The organism is Flavobacterium davisii, from assembly GCF_042182265.1.
Classification (GTDB): domain Bacteria; phylum Bacteroidota; class Bacteroidia; order Flavobacteriales; family Flavobacteriaceae; genus Flavobacterium; species Flavobacterium davisii.
On record NZ_CP097869.1, the window covers coordinates 2,001,949 to 2,027,244 of the forward strand.

Annotated in this window: 21 protein-coding genes; 14 read left to right on the forward strand and 7 right to left on the reverse strand. The window is 29.0% G+C overall.

Annotated features, from left to right (window positions below):
- The first annotated feature begins 1 nt into the window (after nucleotide 1).
- The 7 genes from NAB20_RS08410 (at nucleotide 2) to NAB20_RS08440 (ending at nucleotide 8,264) form a co-directional block, all read left to right on the forward strand.
- Entirely contained in the window at nucleotides 2-991 is a 990-nt protein-coding gene (locus NAB20_RS08410) for a glycosyltransferase family 2 protein (protein WP_105197002.1), read from the forward strand.
- An 11-nt stretch (nucleotides 992-1,002) separates the two neighbouring features.
- Entirely contained in the window at nucleotides 1,003-2,136 is a 1,134-nt protein-coding gene (locus tag NAB20_RS08415) for a glycosyltransferase (RefSeq protein ID WP_375604976.1), read from the forward strand.
- 9 nt (nucleotides 2,137-2,145) lie between these two features.
- Nucleotides 2,146-3,147: a hypothetical protein gene (locus NAB20_RS08420; RefSeq protein ID WP_127822926.1), complete on the forward strand. Its 1,002-nt coding sequence runs from the start codon at nucleotides 2,146-2,148 to the stop codon at nucleotides 3,145-3,147.
- Nucleotides 3,138-4,220, forward strand: a complete 1,083-nt coding sequence (locus NAB20_RS08425) for a glycosyltransferase (protein WP_127822927.1) — start codon at nucleotides 3,138-3,140, stop codon at nucleotides 4,218-4,220. Before NAB20_RS08420 ends, NAB20_RS08425 begins: the two co-directional genes overlap by 10 nt.
- The gene (locus tag NAB20_RS08430; RefSeq protein ID WP_105197006.1) at nucleotides 4,201-5,559 is read left to right on the forward strand and encodes an O-antigen ligase; all 1,359 of its coding nucleotides are present in this window, start codon (nucleotides 4,201-4,203) and stop codon (nucleotides 5,557-5,559) included. The genes NAB20_RS08425 and NAB20_RS08430 overlap by 20 nt, the downstream gene beginning before the upstream one ends.
- A complete protein-coding gene (locus tag NAB20_RS08435) occupies nucleotides 5,528-6,541 on the forward strand; it encodes a glycosyltransferase family 4 protein (RefSeq protein ID WP_375604977.1) in 1,014 nt (337 codons plus the stop codon). The genes NAB20_RS08430 and NAB20_RS08435 overlap by 32 nt, the downstream gene beginning before the upstream one ends.
- A gap of 331 nt (nucleotides 6,542-6,872) precedes the next feature.
- Nucleotides 6,873-8,264, forward strand: coding sequence for an exopolysaccharide biosynthesis polyprenyl glycosylphosphotransferase (locus tag NAB20_RS08440; protein ID WP_105197008.1), 1,392 nt, complete (start codon nucleotides 6,873-6,875; stop codon nucleotides 8,262-8,264).
- Nucleotides 8,265-8,445: 181 nt separating this feature from the next.
- Here the strand turns inward: NAB20_RS08440 and NAB20_RS08445 are convergent, their stop codons facing one another.
- Both NAB20_RS08445 and NAB20_RS08450 read right to left on the reverse strand, forming a co-directional pair.
- Nucleotides 8,446-9,567 (reverse strand): DUF4105 domain-containing protein, encoded by a 1,122-nt coding sequence (locus tag NAB20_RS08445; RefSeq protein WP_105197009.1) that lies wholly within the window; start codon nucleotides 9,565-9,567, stop codon nucleotides 8,446-8,448.
- A 56-nt stretch (nucleotides 9,568-9,623) separates the two neighbouring features.
- Entirely contained in the window at nucleotides 9,624-10,616 is a 993-nt protein-coding gene (locus NAB20_RS08450) for a PorV/PorQ family protein (protein ID WP_164849067.1), read from the reverse strand.
- A 197-nt stretch (nucleotides 10,617-10,813) separates the two neighbouring features.
- Here NAB20_RS08450 and NAB20_RS08455 point away from each other — a divergent pair, with 197 nt between their 5' ends.
- On the forward strand, nucleotides 10,814-11,554 hold the full coding sequence (locus NAB20_RS08455; protein WP_105197010.1) for a phosphatidylcholine/phosphatidylserine synthase: 741 nt from the start codon (nucleotides 10,814-10,816) through the stop codon (nucleotides 11,552-11,554).
- Nucleotides 11,555-12,412 carry a glycoside hydrolase family 25 protein gene (locus NAB20_RS08460; protein WP_105197011.1) on the forward strand — a complete coding sequence of 286 codons (858 nt, stop codon included), beginning with the start codon at nucleotides 11,555-11,557 and terminating at the stop codon, nucleotides 12,410-12,412.
- A 189-nt stretch (nucleotides 12,413-12,601) separates the two neighbouring features.
- Here the strand turns inward: NAB20_RS08460 and NAB20_RS08465 are convergent, their stop codons facing one another.
- On the reverse strand, nucleotides 12,602-13,549 hold the full coding sequence (locus NAB20_RS08465; RefSeq protein WP_375604978.1) for a M43 family zinc metalloprotease: 948 nt from the start codon (nucleotides 13,547-13,549) through the stop codon (nucleotides 12,602-12,604).
- A 918-nt stretch (nucleotides 13,550-14,467) separates the two neighbouring features.
- On the opposite strand from NAB20_RS08465, the gene NAB20_RS08470 reads away from it, so the two are divergent.
- The 5 genes from NAB20_RS08470 to NAB20_RS08490 all read left to right on the forward strand — a co-directional run bounded on the left by NAB20_RS08470 (nucleotide 14,468) and on the right by NAB20_RS08490 (nucleotide 22,026).
- A complete protein-coding gene (locus NAB20_RS08470; RefSeq protein ID WP_105197013.1) occupies nucleotides 14,468-16,750 on the forward strand; it encodes a TonB-dependent siderophore receptor in 2,283 nt (760 codons plus the stop codon).
- A gap of 131 nt (nucleotides 16,751-16,881) precedes the next feature.
- Complete coding sequence (locus NAB20_RS08475) at nucleotides 16,882-18,363, forward strand: ankyrin repeat domain-containing protein (RefSeq protein ID WP_105197014.1); 1,482 nt, start codon at nucleotides 16,882-16,884, stop codon at nucleotides 18,361-18,363.
- Between the two features lie 3 nt (nucleotides 18,364-18,366).
- Entirely contained in the window at nucleotides 18,367-18,843 is a 477-nt protein-coding gene (locus NAB20_RS08480; protein WP_088391312.1) for a DUF2271 domain-containing protein, read from the forward strand.
- A gap of 7 nt (nucleotides 18,844-18,850) precedes the next feature.
- On the forward strand, nucleotides 18,851-21,046 hold the full coding sequence (locus NAB20_RS08485) for a PepSY domain-containing protein (protein ID WP_375604979.1): 2,196 nt from the start codon (nucleotides 18,851-18,853) through the stop codon (nucleotides 21,044-21,046).
- On the forward strand, nucleotides 21,046-22,026 hold the full coding sequence (locus tag NAB20_RS08490; RefSeq protein WP_375604980.1) for an FAD:protein FMN transferase: 981 nt from the start codon (nucleotides 21,046-21,048) through the stop codon (nucleotides 22,024-22,026). Before NAB20_RS08485 ends, NAB20_RS08490 begins: the two co-directional genes overlap by 1 nt.
- A 237-nt stretch (nucleotides 22,027-22,263) precedes the next feature.
- On the opposite strand, the gene lptB is transcribed toward NAB20_RS08490, so the two are convergent.
- The 4 genes from lptB to NAB20_RS08510 form a co-directional block, all read right to left on the reverse strand.
- Nucleotides 22,264-23,004: an LPS export ABC transporter ATP-binding protein gene (gene lptB / locus NAB20_RS08495; RefSeq protein ID WP_088391306.1), complete on the reverse strand. Its 741-nt coding sequence runs from the start codon at nucleotides 23,002-23,004 to the stop codon at nucleotides 22,264-22,266.
- Nucleotides 23,005-23,168: 164 nt separating this feature from the next.
- A complete protein-coding gene (locus tag NAB20_RS08500; RefSeq protein WP_088391304.1) occupies nucleotides 23,169-23,513 on the reverse strand; it encodes a carboxymuconolactone decarboxylase family protein in 345 nt (114 codons plus the stop codon).
- Nucleotides 23,506-24,324, reverse strand: coding sequence for a twin-arginine translocase subunit TatC (gene tatC, locus NAB20_RS08505; protein WP_105197017.1), 819 nt, complete (start codon nucleotides 24,322-24,324; stop codon nucleotides 23,506-23,508). Before tatC ends, NAB20_RS08500 begins: the two co-directional genes overlap by 8 nt.
- Nucleotides 24,325-25,290 (reverse strand): SIS domain-containing protein, encoded by a 966-nt coding sequence (locus NAB20_RS08510; RefSeq protein WP_105197019.1) that lies wholly within the window; start codon nucleotides 25,288-25,290, stop codon nucleotides 24,325-24,327.
- Nucleotides 25,291-25,296 lie beyond the last annotated feature (6 nt).

The following is a 25,296-nucleotide window of genomic DNA, read 5'->3' on the forward strand; positions in this document are numbered from 1 at the left end:
TATGAATTTTTCTCTTATTATTTGTACCTATAAAAGGAAAAACGCTTTAACTAGTTTGTTAGAGTCTGTAATAAAACAAAGTGTATATCCTAACCAAATAATTATTGTAGATGGATCTCCTGATAGAGAAACAAAAGAAACACTTTTAAAAAACAATTATAAAAATCTTATATATTATCAAGTTTCTGAAGCAGAAAGAGGTCTTACAAAACAAAGAAATTTCGGTATTACAAAAGTAAATAAAGAAACAGATGTCGTTTGTTTTTTAGATGATGACGTTATTCTGGAAACGAATTATTTTGAAGAAATACTAAATACATATCTTGTTTTTCCAAAAGCATTAGGAGTAGGAGGTTATATTACTAATGAGGTAAAGTGGGAAAAGAGTCAAAAGGAAAACATTGATTTAAATTACTTTTATTGGGATGGATTTATACGAAAAGAACCCAGTCGATTCAAATTTCGTAAAATTTTTAAATTAGATACAGATAGTCCTCCAGGATATTTTCCCTTGTTTTCTCATGGAAGAAGTTTGAGCTTTTTACCTCCAAGCGGTAAAACGTATCCTGTAGAACAGTTAATGGGAGGAGTTTCGTCTTTTAAAAAAGATTTGTTTGAAAAAATCCAGTTTTCAACTTATTTTCAAGGATATGGTTTGTATGAAGATGCAGATTTTTCCATTAGAGCTTCCCAATTAGGGGAATTATATTGTAATACTGCTGCAAGATTAGAACATCATCATGCTCCTTCAGGACGCCCTAATAGATTTAAATATGGGAAAATGATTGTAAGAAATGGATGGTATGTTTGGCGAGTTAAAAATCCTAATCCTAAATTGATAGACCGTTATAAATGGCATGTAATAATAGGTGTATTACTTATAATTAGAATGACAAATATTCTTAAGGGAAATAAAAAGAAAGAAGCTTTTCAAGAATCTTTAGGAAGAATTTGGGGTTGGATTAGTATATTTGCCAAAAAACCTCAATAAATAAGATATTGATGCGGTTTGTAATAATTACCCACGTACAACATATAAACAAAGATAATCAGATATTTGGTTATGCTCCTTATATTAGGGAAATGAATTTATGGTTGAAAAACGTAGATGAATTAATCTTAGTTGCACCTAAATCAAAAGGAATCATAGATCCTATTTGGTTACCTTATGAACATCAAAAAAAGAATTGGTTACAAGTACCTAGTTTTAGTATTACAAATCGTAGTGCTTTTTTTTCTTTTATAAAGAATTTGCCAATTTTGATTTTTCAAATTATTAAAGCCTTCCAACAAGCAGATCACATACATTTGCGTTGTCCAGGAAATATGGGATTACTGGGAGCTATTATACAGATATTTTTTCCAAAAAAGAAAAAAACAGCAAAATATGCTGGAAATTGGGATCCCAAAGCTAAGCAACCATGGTCTTATAAATTGCAAAAATGGATTTTATCAAATACTATTCTTACAAAAAATATGCAAGTTTTAGTATATGGAGAATGGCCAAATCAAACCAAAAATATCAAACCTTTTTTTACAGCAACGTACTCTGAAGAGGAAATAAGAAGACTACTTTTAGAAAATGTATTTGAAAAAGGAAAAATAAATTTAGAAGCTAATTTTTTATTCGTTGGAACTTTATCAAGAGGGAAAAGACCTTTATATGCGTTGAAATTAGTTGGAAAATTAATAGAAATAGGGATTAATGCTAGAATGGAGTTTTATGGACAAGGAGAATTGAGTAATGAAATTATTCAATGGATAAAAAAGAATAACTTATCTGAAAAAATTTTTTTAAAAGGGAACCAATCAAAAGAAGAAATAATTAGAGCGTATCAAAGAAGTCATTTTTTAATTTTACCATCTAAAAGTGAGGGATGGCCTAAAGTTGTAGCAGAAGCTATGATTTTTAAATGTATTCCCATAGTTACCTCTATATCTTGTATTCCTTTTATGATTGCTAAGGGAGAGAGAGGTATTATATTATCTCTAAATTTAGATGAAGATGTAAAAACTATTATGAATATTATAAATAATGAAATTATGTTGGAAAATATAACTTTTAAAGGAGCTGAGTGGTCTAGAAAAATTACTATTGATCAATTTGAAAACGAAATTGAGAAATTAATAAACTAGAAAAATATTATGAAAAAAAGTTTTTTGGGAGTTTCTGCATTTTTTGTAATTATAGGATTTCTATTAGTTTGTGTTATAAATTATAAAACCCCTTTTTTTGTATCTAAACGTTCTGGATGGTCTATTGGTTTTGGTATATCCAATCATTTTCCTGAAAAAATGAATATTAATAAATGGAACTTGATATTTAAAAATGCTGTTTCTAAAGATTCAACAAGTTTTATAGCGGATCCCTTTTGGATTGAATTTAATGATTCTATTTATATTTTTTTTGAAAATCAAAGTAAATATGATAACGGAACAATTGGTGTTTTTGCCTCAAAGGATGGAAAAAAATTCCGTTATGTAAAAAATGCCATCAAAGAGACTTTTCATATGTCTTATCCACAAGTATTTAAAAAAGATAAAAAGTTTTATATGTTACCAGAAACACAAGCTTCAGGACATGTTTTATTGTATGAAGCTGTGAAATTTCCATATAAATGGAAAATATGTGATACATTAATTAAAAATTGCCAGTTAAAAGATCCTACAATTTATCTTTCAGATTCTATTAATTTAATTTTTGGAGGAGGTAAGAATTTAGATTTAAATTTATATGTATCGAACTCATTATTTGGTAAATGGAAACTGAAACAAAAGGGAATACTTAGAGGTACAGAATATAGACCAGGAGGAAGAATTATAAGAGATAAAGGGAAATTATTATTACCAGTTCAAAATTGTTCTGAAGCGTATGGCTATGGGCTTTCTTTATATAGTATTTCCAAAGTTAAAAATAAATATAAATTGCATAGGGTTAGCCCTTTTTATTTAGAACAACAGAAAAATATAAAAGAATTTAATGCAGGGATGCACCATTTAGATTTGCATAAACTAGGTAATAATTTTTTTTATGTTTATGATGGAAATACTTTTGAAGAACCTGAAAAAAAGATTTTTAATTATAGAGGTCCCTTAAAAAAGACATATATTGATTCAAAACAATTTATAAGTAGTCTATGCGAATAGTACAATTAATAGATAGTCTTGAAGTAGGAGGAGCAGAAAAAATGGCTGTGAGTTATGCTAATGCTCTATCAAGAAGTATTTTATTTTCGGGAATTATAACTAGCCGAAAAGAAGGACTTTTGCGCAAAAAAATCAATGAAAAAGTAGACTATTTTTTTTTAGAAAGGAAAAGCGTTTTAGACATAAAAGCACTTTTAAAATTCTATAAATACTTAAAAAAGAATAAAATTAATTACATCCAGGCACATGGATCCTCTTTTTTTCTAGCATTATGTGTTAAAATGTTTCTTCCTAACATAAAAATTATTTGGCATGATCATTATGGTTTTAGATACAAGAATACTTTTTTTCAGAATTTACCTTTAATATTATGTTCTTTTTTTTTAGACAGAATAATTGTTGTGAATAAATTACTATTAAATTGGTCTTTAAAAAATCTTTTTTGTAAAAATGTTAAATATTTGCCTAATTTTATCGATTTCTCTTCTGAGAATGATTTTCAATTAAAATTAAAAGGAAAGGAAGGAAAAAAGATTATTTGCTTAGCAAATTTAAGGCCTCAAAAAAATCATTTTATGCTTATAGAAGTTGCTAAAATGATTAGAGAAGAATTTGCAGATTGGACTTTTCATTTAGTAGGTAAAGATTTTAATGATGATTACTCGAAATTGCTTAAAGAAAAAATTATAGACTATAAATTAGAAGGAAATGTTTTTCTTTATGGAAGTATTTCCAATACTTTTTCTGTTCTAAAAGAATCACAAATAGGAATTTTAACATCTATTTCAGAAGGGTTTCCTGTCGCTTTGTTAGAATATGGTTATCATAGTTTAGGGGTAGTGGTTACAGATGTCGGTGAAATTCCGTTCATTATTAATTCTAATAATGGTTTTTGTGTAAAATCCAATGATCATCAATCATTTTTTGTAGCATTAAAAAGTCTGATAAAAGACGAGAATTTAAGAAGGGAGAAAGGTATGATTTTAAAGGAAAAAATAAATAATGAGTTTGATGAAAGAAAAATAATTTCAGATTTTATTAGTTTTATATACAATGGAAACACAGTTGACTAATAATTATTTAAGATATTATGCCCTTCATTTAGTTTTAGGTCTACTGATATTTATAGTGCCCTTTATAGCTAATTTTTATAGTGCATTTGTTTTCTTTTTTGGCATTTTTGTTATTTATCTGAAAAAGAATAAAAATGATGAAGCCCTCTTGTTTTCTGGATATGTGATAGGTCTAGAAGTATTGTTAAGAATGACGAATGCAATGCACATTAATGAATATGGTAAATATGTCGTAATTGTTTTTTTAATTTTTGGAATGTATTACAAAGGAGTTTCAAAGACTGCCTATTGGTATTTACTTTATTTGTTACTATTGATTCCTTCATTAATTATTGGTTTTTTAACTTTAAATATTGATACAGAAATAAGAAAAGCTATTTCATTTAACATATCAGGGCCAATTTGCTTAGCTATAGCATCATTGTATTGTTATGATTATAAAATTAGGTATGAATTATTATTAAAATTGTTATTGTACATAAGTTACCCCCTTTTATCTATAATAATTTACCTAATATTATTTAATCCATCTGTTAAAAATGTAATTGTTGATACAAGTTCTAATTTTGCTACTTCCGGAGGGTTTGGACCTAATCAAGTTTCAACTGTTTTAGGATTAGGAATGTTTCTCTTTTTTGTACAATTTCTTTTAAATTCTAAATCAAAAATTCAAATCCTTGTGAACTTTTTTTTAGCATCCTTGTTCTCTTATAGATGTTTGTTGACTTTTTCTAGAGGAGGAATGTACTGTGGTTTGGTTATGATTTTGGTATTTATGATATATGTTTTTAGTAGGGCTAAAAATGAAATAAAACTTAAAATAGTAATAGTAAGTTTGTTTTTAATGTCTACAGGAGGAATAGTGTGGTATTATAGTTCCTTTGAAACAGATGGTTTGATAGAAAAACGTTATGCTAATCAAGATGCAATTGGTAGAATAAAAAAATCTCGATTTAGTGGCAGAGAAGATATCGCTAAAACGGAGCTAAATATGTTTTTTGAGAACCCAATTTTTGGAGTAGGAGTAGGTAAGAACAAAGAATTTAGGCAAGAATTGACAGGGATGGATGTTCCTACACATAGCGAGTTTACTAGATCCTTAGCAGAACATGGGATGCTTGGCGTGATCAGTTTATTAATGTTGTTTTTTGTGCCTCTTTTTTCTTATATGAATAATAAAGAACATTTGTTTTTTTTATCTTTTTTTTTGTTTTGGTTTATTACCGTAAACCATGCTGCAATGCGTTTAGCAGCACCAGCTCTGATTTATGCTTTATCTTTGTTAAAAGTAAAATTTTATAATTATAATGAAGAAGATACAAGTACTTTATCTAGGTAACAACCTGTCAGCCAAAGGATATAACGCGACCACAATTGATACTTTAAGTTCCCAACTAAAATCAATAGGATATGAAGTATCGGTAGCATCCTCTTTTAAAAATCCTTTTTTTAGGTTGATAGATATGTTCTTTGCAGTTGTAAAGCATAGAAAAACAAATTACTTGTTAATAGATACTTATAGTACCTCCGCTTTTTGGTATACGTTTTTTATAAGTCAAATAGCTAGAATCCTAAATATTCCATACATTCCCATATTACACGGAGGAAACCTACCACATCGGTTAAATAAAAACCCTAAATTAAGCCAATTAATTTTTAAGAATGCTTATAAAAATGTAGCTCCTTCAAATTATTTATTAAAGTGTTTTACAGAAAAAGGATTTAACAACACGCTCTATATTCCTAATACAATTGAGATAGAAAAATACCAATTTAAATCAAGAACCAATTTACATCCCAAGTTACTTTGGGTAAGAGCTTTTGCTTCTATTTATAATCCTAAAATGGCAATAGATGTTTTATATGAACTAAAGAAAAAATATCCTTTAGCAGAATTATGCATGGTAGGGCCTGATAAAGATGGTAGTTTAGAACAAACAAAAAAATATGCAGATGAAAAAGAGATGAAGGTGGTTTTTACAGGAAAACTATCTAAAGAAGAATGGATAAAAATAGCTCAATATTATGATGTTTTTATAAATACAACGCATTTTGACAATACACCTGTTAGCATATTAGAAGCTATGGCATTAGGACTGCCAATAATTAGTACTAGAGTTGGAGGAATCCCTTTTTTACTTTTAGATCAACAAGAAGCTTTGTTAATACCCGATAATGCGGTTGAGGAAATGGTGTCTGCTATTCAAATTCTACTAACAGAACCGAATAAAAGTCTTGAAATATCCAATCAAGCTAGAAAAAAAGTAGAAAGTTTTGACTGGCAACAAGTACAAATATATTGGAAGGATTTGTTGGTTTAATAATTTAAAACCAAATTCCGAATTAGATTTTGTTGTAAAACAAAAAAATAAATTGAAATGCTTATAGAAAATTTTAGAAGGAGAGATAGGACACTTTTGATTATTAAAATTTTATTAAGTACTTGAATTTTATTATAATAAGGCGAATTAGATCTCCGCAATTCACTTCATTCGAATCTAATGCGAAAATTTGGGTTTCTCACAAAGATTGTATAATACGGAATAAAATTTGACTTCTTAAAACACATAATTAAGTAGGTAATTAAACTTTATGATGACCCTTTTTTTTTTCCTCTTATTTGTCTAATTTGCAGGCCAGAGCCCCAAAGATATGACAGATAAGAAACATTTGCATTTTGAAATTTCAGAAAGAAAAATATTACTTCGATTTTTTGATATCTTCGTTGTTTTTGTTTTTCTCTATTTTATAGGAAACTATTTTAATTTTGGCTACATCACATTTTTAAATCAAAATATTTATTCAATTCTTATTTTATCGGTATACTTATTGTTTTTTGGAACTATTTTTGAAATGTACGATTTACCTACAGCAAGTAGTCAAACAAATATTTCAAAGAGTATAGTACTGACTAGTTCAATGACTGTTTTGATCTATTTGCTAACCCCTTTTTTAACCCCTCCTTTACCTGAAAATAGAATGCAAATTCTCTTGTTTTATCTAGCAATCACTACAGCTTTGATGCTATGGAGATTGATATATGCCAATTATTTAGCATCACATAGGTTTGTTAAAAAAGCATTACTAATTTGTGAAGAAAAAGAAGTAGCAGAGTTAGTAAATGGACTTAGAAAAAATGATCCTCATTACATCATATTAGGATATGTCAATTTATCTCAAAACGAATCAAAAGATAATGAAGAATTTGTGACGAAAGTTATAACAAATGACCTGATAGATTATATAAAAACAAAGCAAATTTCAGAAGTAGTAGTGGCTTCTTCAAGAACAATAGGAATGCCTGTAGAACTTTATGAAAAGTTATTATACCTTGTAGAAAATGGTTTTTCTGTAAGAGAATATTCACAAGTTTATGAAGCTATTACTCAACGAATCCCTGTTCAATTTGCGGAAAGAGATTTTTATCGTTATTTTCCGTTTTCTCGAAATAATCAAAATCGATTGTATTTGATTTATGTTCGTATTATGGAAGTCTTAATTTCTTCTATAGGTTTATTAGTAGGTGGGCTTATTTTACCTTTTATATTTTTAGGAAATCTAATAGCTAATAGAGGCCCTTTGTTATACAAGCAAGAGCGTGTAGGTAAAAATGGAAAAATATTTAATATTTATAAATTACGATCTATGTTAGTAAATGCTGAGGTTAATGGTGCCGTTTTTGCTACTTCTAATGATATTCGTATAACTTCTTTTGGTAGATTTTTAAGAAAATCACGTTTAGATGAAATTCCTCAATTTCTGAATGTATTAAAAAATGAAATGGGAATTATAGGACCTAGACCTGAACGTCCCATTTTTGTAGATCAGATTAATGAAATGATGCCTTTTTATCAAACAAGACATGTTATCAAACCTGGATTGACAGGCTGGGCTCAAGTTAATTATTCTTATGGTGAATCGTTAAAAGATAGTTTGATAAAGTTACAATATGATTTATATTATATAAAACATAGAGGCGTTTTTATCGATTTAAATATTATGATAAAAACCATTAGTACCATTTTGTTTTATCGTGGACAATAATCATTTTATTTTATGGAAATATTTCAAGAAGTAAAAAAATAAAAACAGATCATAACTTTAATTTTTCTTTTGAGTGTTTTAAAGTTTATTTTGAAAATTATTTTTCTCAATAGATAGTAAAAGACTTAAGTCGTTACTTTATAAAACGTACTTGAAAAATAAAGGAGTAAGCAAATCTTTTTTATTTTTTTTGTAAATGAATATTGTAGACCCTAAAAGTAAGAACAAAACTAGTGACAACTAAAGGAATCATAAGAAATAAGTGCGGTTTGTTAAGCATATATAATAAATAGCAACTGATGCAAATAAGACATATAAAGGCGGTTTTAGAAGCTGTTTGAACTCGTTTTTTTAATAAGAAATAAGTTATTATTAAATAAAGAGGGTTAAATAAAAGGATATTGTAGTTCCATAATACTTCTTGATGAAGTGAATATAAACTGACTATTATAAAAAATAAGCCAATAGATCCCATTAAAATCCAATAAATCATATTTAAAGACTTTTTATTAATATAAATAAGTAAGCTTAATATAAAAATTAAAGGGATGCAACTATTTAAAAAAGAGAAACTTTTGTCTAGTGTAGTAGAAGCATTATATAATGTTTGAGTTTTTTTAACCAAAGGTTTTCCATTATATTTGGTTTTTTCCAGTACTTTCATTAAGTCTAGAGGTAAAAATAAAACGTTTGCTTGTTCATCAGGACGATGACCAAATATTATATTAATCCCTAAATTTAACCAATATTGTTTACTTTGGTAGTTATATAAGACTTCTCGATAACTTTCTTTTAAATGCAGTGTATTTACAATGGGATGATTTTTTAAAACGGAGTTAACGATGTCAATTACTTTTGTTGTGCAGTTCCGATCAATAAATTTATAAGTATAATATTTATTATCCGAAAATACAGATTTATTTAATGCTTCAAAAAGTTTGTTTTTTTCATTAATGGAAAGATTTAGAATTTGTTCATAAATACTTCTATTTTCCTCTCTGTAATTATACTCAAAATCAGCATAAGAGTACACAGCAGCATAGTATTGTAAATCACCTTTTGTGAATTTTAAAATAAAATGAGGTGTTCCAAAATCAAACATTCCATAATTATATACGACATCAATTCCTGTAATAGGGTCTTTAACACGTAGAGCAGTATGTCCGTATAAAGTATGTGATTCAGCTGCTACGTCCACAGTTAGTATACTAAATACTGCTTGTTCTGAAAGAGAAATTGTTTGTGAATAAGAAAAAAAAGATAGTTGTATAAAAACTAATAATAGGATGATTTTTTTATTCATTGCTTAGTTTTTTAGTTAAAACTTATTCTATTCAATGTTGTATAAATAACGTCTTTTTATCGGAAAATAGATAAATCTACTTTTAAAGAAAAGACATTGGAATATAGTGCAGCACTTTGATTTCCTATGTCAGTTAAAGCATAATCAACAGAAATGCCTTTATAGTGAAAACCCAGTCCAAAATTAGGTTGAAAACCTACACTTTTTTTACCATCTATTTCCAATGTATTCTGAAAATTGCCAACTCCAGTTCTTAAAAAAGCTAAATTGTCATATCCTAATTCAAAACCAATAGCAGGAGAAAAACTCAATAAATCAGACGAAAAGAGGTCTTTGGTACGTTGAAATTCCATATTCAAATTAGTAGCAACTAGAAGACTCATATCATTGTGAAAATCATATTTTTTAGCTACACCTAATTGAGCTTTTGGTAATGTAATTTCAGAGGTTGCAGGTAATTCTTGATTTTGTAGCGGAATTTGAGTTTGTGCATCTTGAATTTTTTTAAACTCCTTTTCATTAATATTCCATATATTATAAGTGGTTGTAATATCACGTATTAAAAACCCTAATTTCCAATTGTTTTTTTCAAACTGCATACCTACATCAAAACCAAATCCCCATGAACTAGCAAAATTACCAATAATTCTCCGAATAATTTTTGTGTTAATACCATATTTTAATCCCTGAATAGGTAAATCACGAGCATAGGAAAAGGTTACTCCATAATCCGCAGCAGAAAATAAGCTGATTCTGTTATAATCTATTGTGCCATTTGCATCAATGAGTTGGGTAGTATTTAAAATATTATCAACACCAAAACGTATAATAGAAACACCCCAAGCACTTTGAAAATCTATTTTTTTAGCATAGGCTAGATAATCATATTGTGCAATGTTAGCAAAATAACTAGCATGCATAAAAGCTGCCTGCGCATCTTCAATTTTTAGCAAGCCAGTTGGATTCCAATAGCCAGAATTTACATCATTAGTATGGGCTACCATGGTATTAGCCATTCCAAAAGCCCTAGCATCAACCCCAATATTCATAAATTCATTAGAATATTTACGAGCCGTTTGTGCTTGTAAAAAGTTAAGGATAACTAAAAAACTAAAAGTTAATATCTTTTTCAAAGGAACTGTTTTGGCAAAGATCAAATAAAAATCTGACATATTAAACTCTAGAACTTATAAACTTATTGTATTACCTTTGTACGTTTAGAACCAAGAATTACAAAATTATTTTTATGTTAATAAAATCGCAAATTCCAAATTTAATCACATTATTAAACTTGTTTTCAGGTTGTATAGCTATTGTTTTTGTTTCACAATTACAATTTGAGTGGGCCTTTTTCTTTGTGTGTTTAGGAATATTCCTTGATTTTTTTGATGGTTTTTTTGCTCGACTTTTTAAAGTTCAAAGCCCTTTAGGCTTGCAATTAGACTCATTAGCAGATATGGTAACTAGTGGAGTAGCTCCAGGGTATGTCATGTTTCAAATGCTATTAAAAGCAACAGAAGGGCATCAAGAAACAAATCTTAATACTTGGGATAATGCCTTTATGTTTCTTCCTTTTTTAGGTTTTATTATTACATTAGGATCTTGTTTTCGATTAGCTAATTTTAATATCGATACTCGTCAAACAGATTCTTTTATTGGGGTGCCTACACCCGCTAATTCTTTGTTTGTTATGAGTTTGCCTTTAGTTATTCAATACGCCAATATTCCTGTATTTATAAATATCTTACAGAATACTTATGTACTTCTTTTTATTACCGCTTTAAGTGCTTATGTGATGAATGCTGAAATCCCCTTATTTTCTCTTAAAATAAAACAATTTACATGGTCTAAAAATGCGTTACAAATTTTCTTTTTAACATTAAGCATTATCCTATTATTCGTTTTTAAATATTTAGGGATTCCTTTTGTCATTATAAGCTATATATTACTTTCAGTTATTAATAATATGTTTTTGAAAAAGAGTTAAATGGCTCAAAGAAAATATTCTAAAACAGTAAAAAAAGGAGCGAATACACGTACAAAGAAAAACACACCAAATCAAATTTCCTTTTTTTCAAGTTCCCTCTTTTTTAAGTTAGTAATGCTATTGAGTATTATCGTGCTAATTTATAGTCAAAAAAAAATCATTGCGCGTTATTTAGGCTTTACTACTGACAAAATTATTTATGCAGAAGCTCGTTCTATGCCTATTGATAAAGTATTAGATACTCATATTGAAAAGTCTTTCGGTATTGATCTTTCAGAATATCAAGATAAGATAGATTGGGCAAAAGTGAAAGAAATAGAAGGAGGCTATCCAATAGAATTTATTTTTATTAGAGCTACCGCAGGGAGTAATAAAGTAGATAAAAAATTTAAAAAATATTGGTTACGAGCAAAAGAAAAAGGTTTTGTAGTAGGGGCCTATCATTATTACAGACCCAATGAAAATTCAATAGAGCAAGCGGAAAATTTTATCAAACAAGTTACTTTAATTGAAGGCGATTTCCCTCCTGTGTTAGATATAGAAAAATTACCCAAAACTCAGTCGATAAAACGTTTAAAAGTAGGTTTAAAACGATGGTTAGAAAAAGTGGAAGCACATTATGGAGTAAAACCTATTATTTATAGTAGTGAAAGTTATTATGAAGATTTTTTAAAAGATGATTTTGAAGATTATCCCTTTTGGATTGCTAATTACACCGCTTTTTATAAACAAATAGATTCAGAATGGTCAATATGGCAATTAACTGAAAATGGAAAAATACCAGGGATTAAAGGTACCGTAGATATTAATATCTATAACGGAACTTCTATAACCATGAAGGATTTATTGATTAAATAAATTTGGATTTATTTTATGAGAAAGACCCATTTTGAAAATACAAAATGGGCCTTTTGATAAAAAGAATCTATTTAAGTTATCCCCCGCTTATACTAGACTTTGTTGAAAATGAAGTAGAATACATCAGCTTCGTCAATTCACTTTAGGTCTAATGCGAAATTTAGCTTAAGGATAACTCATACATATATATTATTTCTTTAATCCTAATTTTTGATGAGGCTTTCCATCTTGAAAAGTAAAAAACATTTTGTTAGCTTGTCCTTTTGTAAACATTGTTCTTTGCTCGTCAGCAGCATAATCCATATAATTAACAAACATTTGAGGATATTCTACACCATGACAAACTTCTTTCAAAGGATGTTTTTGAAAACCATAATGTTCTTTTGGTGCTGGAGGCGTATCGGATACTAAATCATCCCCACAATTTCCTTTAGGGCCTGAAAGATGATATAAACCAAAATAATGACCTACCTCATGAACCAGTATTTTTCCTTTGGTATGTCCAACTTTAATAAGATTTTGGCTACTTGGGCTAGGATCATAAAAATACAATGAATTTAAAGCAATTCCCCAATAATTTCTATCGCCTGATAAAGGAGAAGCATATCCAGCAAAATCATCTCCATCTTCATCATATAAACTGTCTAATATCCATATATTTAATGTTTTTTCAGTATTTTCAGCAAGAAAACCATATTCTTTCGTTTTAAACCATTCTTGTTGACCTAATGCAGCATCAAATTCAGTTTCTTTTCTGTTTATCCCTTTTAGAACAAAAGATATTTTTGTATCTCCAGAAGCAAGTTTAGAAAATTCTTGTGGTGTATTTCTAAAATCACCGTCTTTTCCTTGAAAAGATTCATTCAAAATTTGGATTTGCTTTTGAACATCTTGATCTGTTATTCTGTTTCCTCTCTTTCCTTTTTTGTATAAAATGTTAAACTGAACTGGAATTTCTCTTTTTTCTGTAAGAGTATAAGTCTTTTTAGAGTCATAAGAGTCATCATACCTGTTTTTCAGGTTGTTAAAAGCGGTGTTTTCCGGATAATTTACAGTTTTATCTTCTGTTATATTTTCTTTTTGACAAGAAAGTACTGATAAAGATGCAATTAGCATCGTAATAGATAACTTTTTCATAAGATATTATTTAATTTAGTTTAATTCTAGATTAATTGCTTACGTTTTATTATGAAGAGGTTAATTTCTTAAAATAATAAAAAGTATAAAAAATAGAGGTTAGTAATTTTTAATTACTGAGTTATTGGATATAATTCTCATTTTCTTAAGAATTATTTTAGTGATAAAGCGACCTGGATTTACACAAAGGTAAGATGTTTTATTTTTTGCTGCTTGTTAAAATAAAGTAGCTATTTATGCTTTAAGTTTTCAAGTGTTTGTTTTTTAGTTATTTGTGAATTTTTTTTATATTTTTTTTATGCTTTATTTAACTTTTATTTTGTAAATAATTATTAATAATTTAACAAAAATGACAGATAGACTTTGTGATGAAAATTAAAAGAAAAGAGAGGAAAAGTCAAAATATAACATCTAATCTGTTACTTCAATGGTAAGAGAAACCATATTATCAGTATTATGTGATTTCTCCAGCTGGTCGAAAAGAACAAGATTATGATTTTTTAGACACCTTAATAGATGTGTTTTTACTGCATTGAAGAAAAAAATAAGTACTTTTTAATTCAATTCATATTTCGTATCAGATAGTATTATAAAACAAAATTTTACTACAAATTCAATTGCTCACGGAAAATTTTAAAATAAAATAATAAATAATTTTTAAAAATTATATTTAAATGTCGGCCTGAATTTGAAGAGAATAAAGTAGAGTTTTGATATTAAATTTACGCTCACAGTTACTTTATCTATAAAAAGTTTTATCCTATAATTTGGATGATTTTCCCATTTCAAAATTAATTAGAGTTTCGTTTTTTGAAACATTTTATCATTTATTTAGAATAATTAAAAATAATATTTTCTTTTTAAAATTCTAATCTTATATTTGCAGTCCAAAAACAATTTAAAATTAGTCTAAATAAAATGAAGATATATTGGTTAGCATGCCTATTATTTTTGTCAGGGCAAAGTTTCGGACAAGATAAGTTTCAAGAAGAAACAGTTGAAAATGATACTGTAAGAAAAAAAAGATATTCATTAAAAGAAATAGAAATAAGACAACATAAACAAAAGAAGTTTGTTTCTACCGTTCGTACAGGATTAAAACCTTTTGATAATCCTCAGAGTTTACAATCTATAGGAGGCGAAGTAATTGCTCAACAACAATCAGTACGTTTGAGTGATGTAGTAAAAAATGCAAATGGCGTTTATGTTGGATCAGCACGTGGTGGAGCGCAAGAATCTTTTTGGTCAAGAGGGTATGATATGGGGACGAATAATATTTTTAAAAATGGTTTTCGTCAAAATGGAGGATCAATGCCAGAGGTTATTTCTTTAGAAAAAGTAGAATTTTTAAAAGGAAATAGTGCTTTGTTATACGGAAATGTAGCACCAGGTGGAATTTTAAATTTAGTTACCAAGACCCCTTTGTTTGAAAGAGGAGGTGAGCTCTCTTTTCAAACAGGAAGTTATGATTTTTACAAACCTGTTATTGATTTTTATGGGCCGCTTAGTAAATCAATTGCTTACCGAGTAATTGGTAGTTTTGAAAAATCAAAAAGTTTTAGAGATGTAGTAAATAGAGAACGTTATTATGTGAACCCTTCTTTCTTATTTAAAGCAACTCAAAAAACGGATGTACTTCTTCAAATGGATTATTTGCACGATAATTGGACACCTGATTTTGGAACGGGCGCTTTTGGGAAAACTATTTTGGATGTACCAATTAGCCGTTATTTAGGAGCTAATTGGTCTAATGGACAAACACGTCAAGGATCATTATCCGCTCTCTTAAAACATCAAATCAATGATTCTTGGAAGTTTATTGCGAACATGTCATTTCAAAATTATTCAAGGCAATTTGAAGGAACTGACAGAGTTCAGCCTTCTAACTTAATAGGCGATTTGACGAGAAAACTAGGTAAGAATAAAAATGTTGAAACATTATTAGGAGAACAATTAGGATTACAAGGTAGCTTTAAAACTTTTGGGTTAAAACATGAATTATTTACAGGGATAGATGGCGAAACCAGTTATTCTGATAATTACTCTTATTCATTTTATACAAAACAGCCAGATGGTAAACTAGTTTCTATAACGGATTATGATAAAATTAATATTTTTTATCCTATTAGCCTCTTAAATGAAAAAGGATTGCAACCTAGTTATAATTCAGCAATAACAAAAAATCAAGGAAAACGTTTTGGTTTTTTTGCTCAAGATTTAATATCTATTCATGAAAAATTAAAGGTCTTAGCGGGCTTGCGTTGGTCTTGGCAAGAAATTCAGAGTACTGTTTATAATGCTAAATTAGATGATGGTAAAATGACAAGCCCTAAGGGACAAACTCCTTTCATCCTTAATAATGAAGCTGATAAAGATGACAATCCAGTTGAAGGAGCTATACAAGTAGATAAGGCTTTTTCGCCTAAATTCGGTTTGGTTTTTCAACCGATACAAACTATAGCAATTTTTGGTAGTTATTCTAATTCATTTGCACCTAATACAGGTATTGATATTTATAATAATCCAATAAAACCTTCTATTATTAATCAATATGAAGCAGGGATAAAAGCCGATTTTTTTAAAGGAAATCTAACAACAGGAGTAACTGTTTATAGCATTGAAAACAATAATTTAGTTCAGATGGCAGCTACAACATTAGATGGTAAATTGAACTCTAACACAAATATTAAAGAATTATCAGGTAAAACAAGAAGTAAGGGGATTGAAGTAGATGTTACAGTTAAACCTACAGAAGGATTTAAAATTAATGCAGGATATAGTTATAACGATATGCGATTTGTAAAGACATCAGGATTAGTAGGAAGTTCAGTAGAAGGAGATCGTCTAGCTCGTACACCCGATCAAACAGCTAATTTAAGTTTCTTTTATACAGTGCAAGATGGATTTTTTAAAAATGTTTCGATAGGCGCTATAGGTAATTATATAGGAAATCGAATAGGAGGTTGGAACAACCGCTATGCTAAAGATAAAAACGGAACATTATTTATAGAAGAACGTGAAATTCCAGTTAGTGGTTATACAGCTGTAGATGCAACTGTAGGATATGCTTATAAAAATATAAGTTTATTATGTAAATTGTCTAATGTGGCTAATACTTTAAATTATACAGTACATGAAAATTATAGTATTAACCCAATACCGCCAAGACAATTTATGGCAACACTAAAATATCAATTTTAAAAGGTTTTGTTTTTGTGAAAGGCAAATAGTATAGTTTTAAAACTATACTTTTGCCTTTATATTTTATTGTTACCCGCCTACAATAAGTAAAAAAACGAAAAGCCATAATGATTAAATAGTTCGTGAAACAAATGAATAGAATAACTATAATAGTAGCAATCTTATTTAATTTCGTATCGATTGCTCAACAAAAAAATACATTGCTAGAAACAAGTTTTTGGAAAAAAAATCCTGATCTAGCAACAGTTCAAGCTGAAATAGCGACAGGAAATAATCCTTCAGAGTTTAACCCCTCAGCCTTTGATCCCGTTGCCTTAGCTATTAACAATGGGGTTTCCAATCAAGTTGTATATTATTTGTTACAACAAAAAGGAAATGAAATAAATAAGCTCACACACGATGAAAGAACCTATTTACATTGGGCAGCTGCAAAAGGTAATATAGAGCTAGTAGAATATCTTATAAATATAGGAGCTAACATCAATCAAGAAGATTCCCATAATACAACACCATTAGTGTATGCGTTAACAAGTGGGAATGCCAGCGTGCAATTATTTGAAACTTTTTTAAAAGCAGGATTAGATCCTAAAAAAAAGTATAAAGACAAAGCAACCCTATTAATGTTAGCCGTACCTTATGATAAAGATTTAGCGATTACACAATTTTTAGAAACAAAAGGATTAAGTATAAAAGATCAAGACGCTTTAGGAAAAACAGTTTTTGATTATGCTGCCAGAACAGGTAATATTACAAATTTAAAAAAGCTTATCGAAAAAGGAAGTAAATTTACATCGAATGCTCTATTAATAGCGGCAGAAGGTACCAGACGTTCATCTAATTCCCTAGAAGTTTATCAATACCTTATAGAAGATTTAAAATTAAAGCCTACAATTACAACATCAAATGATGAAACCCTTTTCCATTTGATAGCTAAAAAAGAAAATCAAACACCAATTGCCGAATATCTATTTAATAAAGGCGTTTTATTAAATACAGTAGATAAAGAAGGGAATACAGTCTTACACAAAGTAGCAGGAACGCGTGATTTAGCGTTTACGAAATTTATATTAGAAAAAGGGATAGTAGATGTAAATAAAATAAATCAAAAAGGAGAATCCGCCTTAATGCAAGCAATTAAAACAGGTTTGTTAGAAACAATGAATAAACTAGTTAAGAACGGAGCCGATATTAATTTATTAGATAAAGAAAGACAAGGTTTAGTTTATCATTTGGTTCAAAATTATAGAGCACCTCGAAATGGAAATGATGATTTTTTAGATAAACTAAGATGGTTAAGAGATAACGGAATGAATTTGAAAAAACCGTTATTAAAAGGTCATACCTTATATCATATCGCAGTGGTTAAAAATAATCTAGAGTACTTAAAAAAATTAGAAGGATTTGGAATAGATATAAATGCTAAAAATGAAGAAGGATTAACCGCTTTACATAAAGCAGTTATGGTAGCCAAAGATGAAAATATAATAAATTATTTACTCACGCAAGGAGCAGATAAAAATATAAAAACAGATTTAGAAGAAAGCGTTTATTCATTAGCTCGTGAAAATGAAGTATTAGCCAAAAAACAAATAAATTTAGAATTTTTAAAATAAAATATGAATAATTATACCAAATATCTAGCACTCATTATTTTATCGTTATTCTTTAATAACGTAACAGCTCAAACCTCTAAATATAAATGTATGCTGCAAATGACAAATTATGTAGGAGAAGGAGCATATATAGTAGTATCATTAATCAATCCTAAAGGGCAGTATGAAAAAACACTGCATGTAATGGGGGATGACAAAAAATGGTATAAAGACATTAAAGAATGGTATAAATTTTACAGTAAAAGAAATAAGGTAGATGCTAAAACAGGGGCTTCTATAGCAGGAGGAGACAGAAGTGTAACGGTTTTAGAAATAGAAGATACTAAAATAAATTCAGGATATAAAATTCGTTTTGAATCAGCTGTAGAAAATCAAAAATATCATGTTACAGATGTAGAGGTTCCGTTAACTACAGAAGCACTGTTAGAGAAAATAGACGGAAAAGGCTATATACGCTTTGTTAAATTAAATAAAATTTAGACCGTTAATGACCTTATCTATTTGGCGATTGGCTCACTTTGCCTTGGCTCTTATAACTTCTGTATTTCTAATATTAGCCTCTTTAACAGGAGCAATTTTAGCAGTGGATGCTATAAAACAAAAAAATACACCTTATAAAGTTGATAATTTTGAAAAAATTAAACTAGCAAAAGTCCTAGCCGTTGTAAAAAAAGAATTTATAGAAGTAACAGAGTTAACAGTCAGTCCTAATCAACATGTAAAAATAAAAGGATTAGACACAGACACTAATGAAGTAGAAGCTATTATTAATCCTAATACAGGAAAAATAATAGGAACTCCCCAAAAACAAACACAATGGATTCAATGGGTAACATCATTACACCGATCACTTTTTTTACACAAGACAGGAAGGATTATTTTAGGGATTAACGCCTTTCTTTTAACCATTATAGCCTGTACAGGAATCCTATTATTATTAAAGCGTCAAAAAGGATTTATTGGTTTAATTAAAAAAATAAAAAAGGATCATTGGGCATCCTATCTTCATGTATTACTAAGTAGATGGATGATTATTCCTATTTTAGTTATGAGTTCAACAGGAACTTATTTAACACTATATAATTTCAAAACTTTTGAAAAAGATTCTATAATAAACCATAAAAAAATCATTTTTAAAAAACCACCTTTACAAAAAAAAATAGAAGAATTTCCTGTTTTTAACATGATTTTGTTATCAGAAGTTCAAAAATTAGAATTTCCATTTACAGATGAAGTAGAAGAACACTTTATCCTAAAATTAAAAGATCGCGAAATATTAATTAATCAATGGGACGGAAGTATTCTTAGTGAAGTTTCAATATCAAAATGGATTAAATTAGAAAACCTTAGTTTAGACTTGCATACAGGTAGAATATCTATTATTTGGTCGTTCATCTTATTACTTGCTGTATTAAGTATTCTATTCTTTATTATTTCAGGATTTGTTATCTCATACAAACGTTTACGTTATAAACCAACTAATATTTATACATTAGAAAAAAGCGAGTTAATTATATTAGTCGGATCAGAAAATGGTAATACCATGAAGTTTGCCAATACTGTCCATACTCAATTTTTGGAACAAGGAGTTAAAAGTTTTATAATTCCTATGAATCAATACCAAATATTTCCGAATGCACATACCATCCTATTCTTAACCTCCACTTATGGTGAAGGAGAAGCTCCTGATAATGCTCGTTATCTAGAACAATCAATACGGAAGTACAAACAATCAAAAAACATACAAACAGCAGTAGTAGGATTTGGATCATCTCAATACCCTAATTTTTGTGGATATGCAAAAAAAATAGAAAGATTATTAGAAACACAAGCTTGGACTCAAAAAATACTTGATTTGCATACAATAAATGATCAATCTATGACAGATTGGTTGAATTGGGTAAATAGCTGGAATGCAGTTTCGGGTATTCCATTAAGTACTCTAGAAACAACCTATCTAACTAAAAATAAAAAAGAAATACTTTTTAAAGTATTATCTAAAACCCAAGTAGAAGAAAATAACCCTAACTTTATATTAACATTAAAACCTTTAAGAAAGATAAAATATCAATCAGGTGATTTATTCGTCATTTATTTAGGATACCCCAAAAAAGAACGTTTATATTCTATCGGAAAGTTAAATGATGAAATTCAACTAATGGTTAAGCTACACTCTAATGGTATAGGATCTAATTATTTATACCAATTAGAAAAAGACCAAATAATAAGAGGAACAATTATACAAAATTCGAAATTTAATCTACCTAAAAACGAAAAAATCATAATGATTGCTAATGGAACGGGTGTAGCCCCCTTTTTAGGAATGATAGCAGAATCTACACCAAACCAATCATTTTATCTATATGCTGGTTTTAGAAATAACAATTCCTTTGTTCAAAACCTACAACATCAAGTAAAAAGCTTTAGAAAAGAAGGGAAATTACAAGAATTTAAACTAGCCTTATCTAGAGAAGAAAATCGAACCTATGTTACAGATTTAATTAATCACGATCTAGCGTTTGTTTTTCAGTTATTAAAAGAAGGAGGGATACTAATGATTTGCGGTTCATTAGCCATGCAAAAAGATATAGAAAAATTGTTAGAGAATCATGCTTTTATATATGAAGCTGAAAATGTAGAATTTTACAAATCAACACGTCAAATCTTAACAGATTGCTATTGATGAAAAAAATAACGATACTAACCCTCTTTTGTTCTTTTTTATTACAAGCGCAAGTACAACGTCATCGAGCCGTTACACTTATGGGAAGTCGATTTGATATAACCATAGTCGAAAAAGATACCATTCTTGCGGAACAAAGAATTGAGGAAGCTATAACAGAAATTAATCGTATAGAAAATTTAATATCAGAATGGAAATCTACTACACAAATTTCACAAGTTAATCAGAATGCAGGTGTACAAGCTATAAAAGTAGATCAAGAAGTTATACGACTTACAAAATCAGGATTATTTTTTTCTAAAATAACAGAAGGAGCTTTTGATATTAGTATAGTAGCAATGGATAAAATTTGGAAATTTGATGGATCAATGACGACCATGCCTGAAGAAGTGAATATAAAAAAATCAATAGAAAAAGTTGATTATCAAAAGATCCTAATAGATACAATAGCTTCCACAATCTTTTTAAAAGAAAAAGGAATGAAAATAGGTTTTGGATCTATAGGAAAAGGTTATGCAGCAGATCGAGTACGTAGTATCTTAGAAGCAAAAGGAGTTAAAGGAGGAATTATAAACGCATCGGGTGATTTAACTACTTTTGGGGAACAAGTTAACGGGAATTTATGGAAAATAGGAATTACCAATCCTTTTGATAAAGAAGAGTTTATAGATGTAGTTAAGTTAGGAAGGTATGCTGTAACCACTTCGGGAAATTATGAAAAATATGCTGAAATAGAAGGAAAACGCTATTCTCATATTATAAATCCCAAAACAGGTTATCCATGCCAAGGAATTTGTAGTGTAACCATTTTGGGTCCTAGTGCAGAGATAGCTAATGGGTTTAGTACTTCCATCATGGTTTTAGGTATACAAAAAGGAATGAAATTATTGGCTAATTATCCAGACTATTCTTGTTTATTAGTAACTGATAAAGGAAAGATTATTAAGTCTAAAAATTTTAACAAAATGTACAGTAAGTAGTGTGATCAATGATAATGGATTTATGTTGAAGATAAAAATAATGAAGATTTTTTAGATTAAAATGCTTAGCAAGCAATGAATTTAATCATCTAATTTGAATCCTGAATATTGAAGAGTTCCAAAAAAAGAAAAACCTTTTTTAAATTGGCGCAATTTTATTTCTTGTTGGTTTTAGAACTCCTATGTAACCAACAAGAAATTTATTAAAAGAAATATTAACCAGAGTAAGTAAAAAAATTAAAACTCTAATTTTTTCCTTCTTAACTCGAAGTTTTGTCCTAAATACACACGACGTACCATTTCATCTTCCACCAATTCTTCAGGAACTCCTGCTTTTAGAATACCTCCTTCAAACATTAGATAAGTTTTGTCTGTAATAGCAAGTGTTTCTTGTACGTTATGATCTGTAATTAAAATGCCAATATTTTTGTTTTTAAGTTTAGCTACAATACGTTGAATATCTTCAACTGCTACAGGGTCAACACCAGCAAAAGGTTCGTCCAATAAAATAAATTTAGGGTCAGTGGCCAAACATCGGGCTATTTCTGTACGACGACGCTCACCACCCGAAAGCAGATCACCACGATTTGTACGAATATGATTTAATGAAAATTCATCAATAAGAGCTTCCATTTTTTCTTCCTGCTGTTCTTTAGTTAAATTTGTTAGCTGTAAGACACTCATAATATTGTCTTCAATACTCATTTTTCTAAAAACAGAAGCTTCCTGAGCAAGATAACCAATGCCATTTTGGGCTCTTTTGTACATAGGAAAGTTGGTAATGTTCATGTTGTCTAAGTAAATATTACCAGAATTAGGTTTTACCAAGCCTACTATCATATAAAAAGAAGTTGTTTTGCCAGCCCCATTTGGACCTAAAAGTCCCACTATTTCCCCTTGATTAACTTCAACAGATATCCCTTTTACTACGGATCTCTTTTTATATGTTTTGATTAAATTATCTGCTCTTAATATCATGTTTTAAATTTGAAAATCTGAAAAATTTGAAAGTGAATTAATTATTCAAAATCATTTTTAAATCCAACTTGACAAATAAAGTTAAAATTAATCAATGAAATAAACGAATTAGTATAAAATTACAATTTCAAATTTTCAAAATGATTAATTTTAAAATTAATTAATTAATTATTTTCAAGTGCTTCCCAAAACTCGTAAGCTCTTCTCAAATGAGGAATTACAATAGTGCCTCCGACTAGGGTAGCAACACTCATTGCTTCCATCATTTCAGCTTTGTTAATTCCTAATTTGTAACACGTTTCTAGGTGATATTTAATGCAATCATCACAACGTAAAACAGCTGATGCAACAAGTCCCATGAGCTCCTTTGTTTTTATATCTAAAGCACCTTCCGTATAAGTATTCGTGTCTAGGTTAAAAATTCGTTTAATAACTTTATTGTCATCGCCTAATATTTTTTCGTTCATCTTAGAACGATAATCGTTAAAATCTTTTACTAAATCAGTCATTTTGTTCTTTTAATTGGTTTTTGTATACAATTCTAGAAATAATAATGCTCATTTCATATATTAAGAGCATAGGAACTGCTACGGTTACTTGACTTACCACATCAGGAGGAGTAACAATAGCGGCTATAATTAATACAATTACGATAGCATATTTTCGAGTATTTTGTAAAAAACTAGGTTTTATAAGCCCTAGTTTAGTTAATAAGTAAATGATAATTGGCATTTCAAAAAAAATACCACCAGCAAGTACAGATGTTTTAACCATTCCTATATAGGAATTTAAATCAATATCGTTTTTAACTACACTACTGATAGAAAAGGAAGCTAAAAAGTTTACGGACATAGGAACAATTACATAGTAGCCAAATAAAACACCTGTAAAGAAAAGGATAGATGCTGAAATAATAAATACTTTAGCATATTTTTTTTCATTTTCATAGAGTGCAGGGCTTATAAAACGCCATAGTTCCCATAAGATATAAGGAAATCCAAGTATAAAACCAGCAGTAATACACATCCATATAAATACATTTACCTGTCCTTCCATACTTGTATTTTGTATAGTAAAAGGAAGCTCTTCAATACAAATAGTATCCGCAAAACCAAGGTAATGAGAGGCATCGCAAAAAAAGCGATATGTTATAAATTCTACTCGTGTGGGGCCAAAAATTACTTCATCAAATATAAAATCAGCAAAAAAGAAGACCACAATGGCTAATATAACAATTGCAATAGTACTTCTTATGAGTAACCATCTTAGTTCTTCTAGATGGTCTAAAAAAGACATTTCTGATAAATTTTTCTTTGCCATTTATATAATTCCTTCTTTTAAAATATCGTGTATATGTAATATGCCTACATAATTTCCTTCTTCTTCAACAACTAGTTGAGTAATCGAAAAGTCTTCCATAGTGTGAAAAGCATCTATAACCATAGCATTCAAAGCAATTGTTTTAGGTGTCTTTGTCATAATATCCTTTGCTTTTAATCCTGATATAGTTTCAGTAGTATTAAGCATCCTTCTAATGTCTCCATCTGTAATAATCCCAATGAGTTGCTTGTCTTCTATTACAGCTGTTACACCAAGTCTTTTTTCTGATATTTCAATAATTACATCCTTTATTGGAGAATTAGAGGAAACCTGTGGTTTATGGTTTTTATCTAATAAGTCAGAAACTCGTAGCAAAAGCTTTTTGCCTAATGCTCCACCAGGATGATATTTAGCAAAATCTTCACTTTTAAAATTTCTTTTTTTCATCAAACAAATAGCCAAAGCATCTCCTAATACCAATTGAGCAGTCGTACTATTAGTAGGAGCTAAATTATTAGGACACGATTCTTTAGTTACATAGGCATGCAAAACAAAGTCTGATTCTTTGCCTAAAAAAGAATGAAGATTAGCAGTCATTCCTATTAATTGATTACCAAATCGTTTTAATAAAGGAACTAATACTTTTATTTCAGGACTATTACCACTTTTTGATATGCAAATAATTACATCACCATCTTGTACCATTCCTAGATCTCCATGAATAGCCTCAGAAGCATGTAAAAACATAGAAGGGGTTCCTGTTGAATTAAAAGTAGCCACCATTTTTTGGGCAATAATGGCACTCTTTCCTATTCCTGTAACAATTAGTCTACCTTTGGCGTTATATATAAGTTCTACTGCTTGAGCAAAATCAGCTGTTAAATAATTTACTAAGTTTGCTATAGCTTCGCTTTGTTCTAATAAAGAGGCTTTAGCGGTGGCAAGAATGGAATCTTTAGTAATCAAAACAAG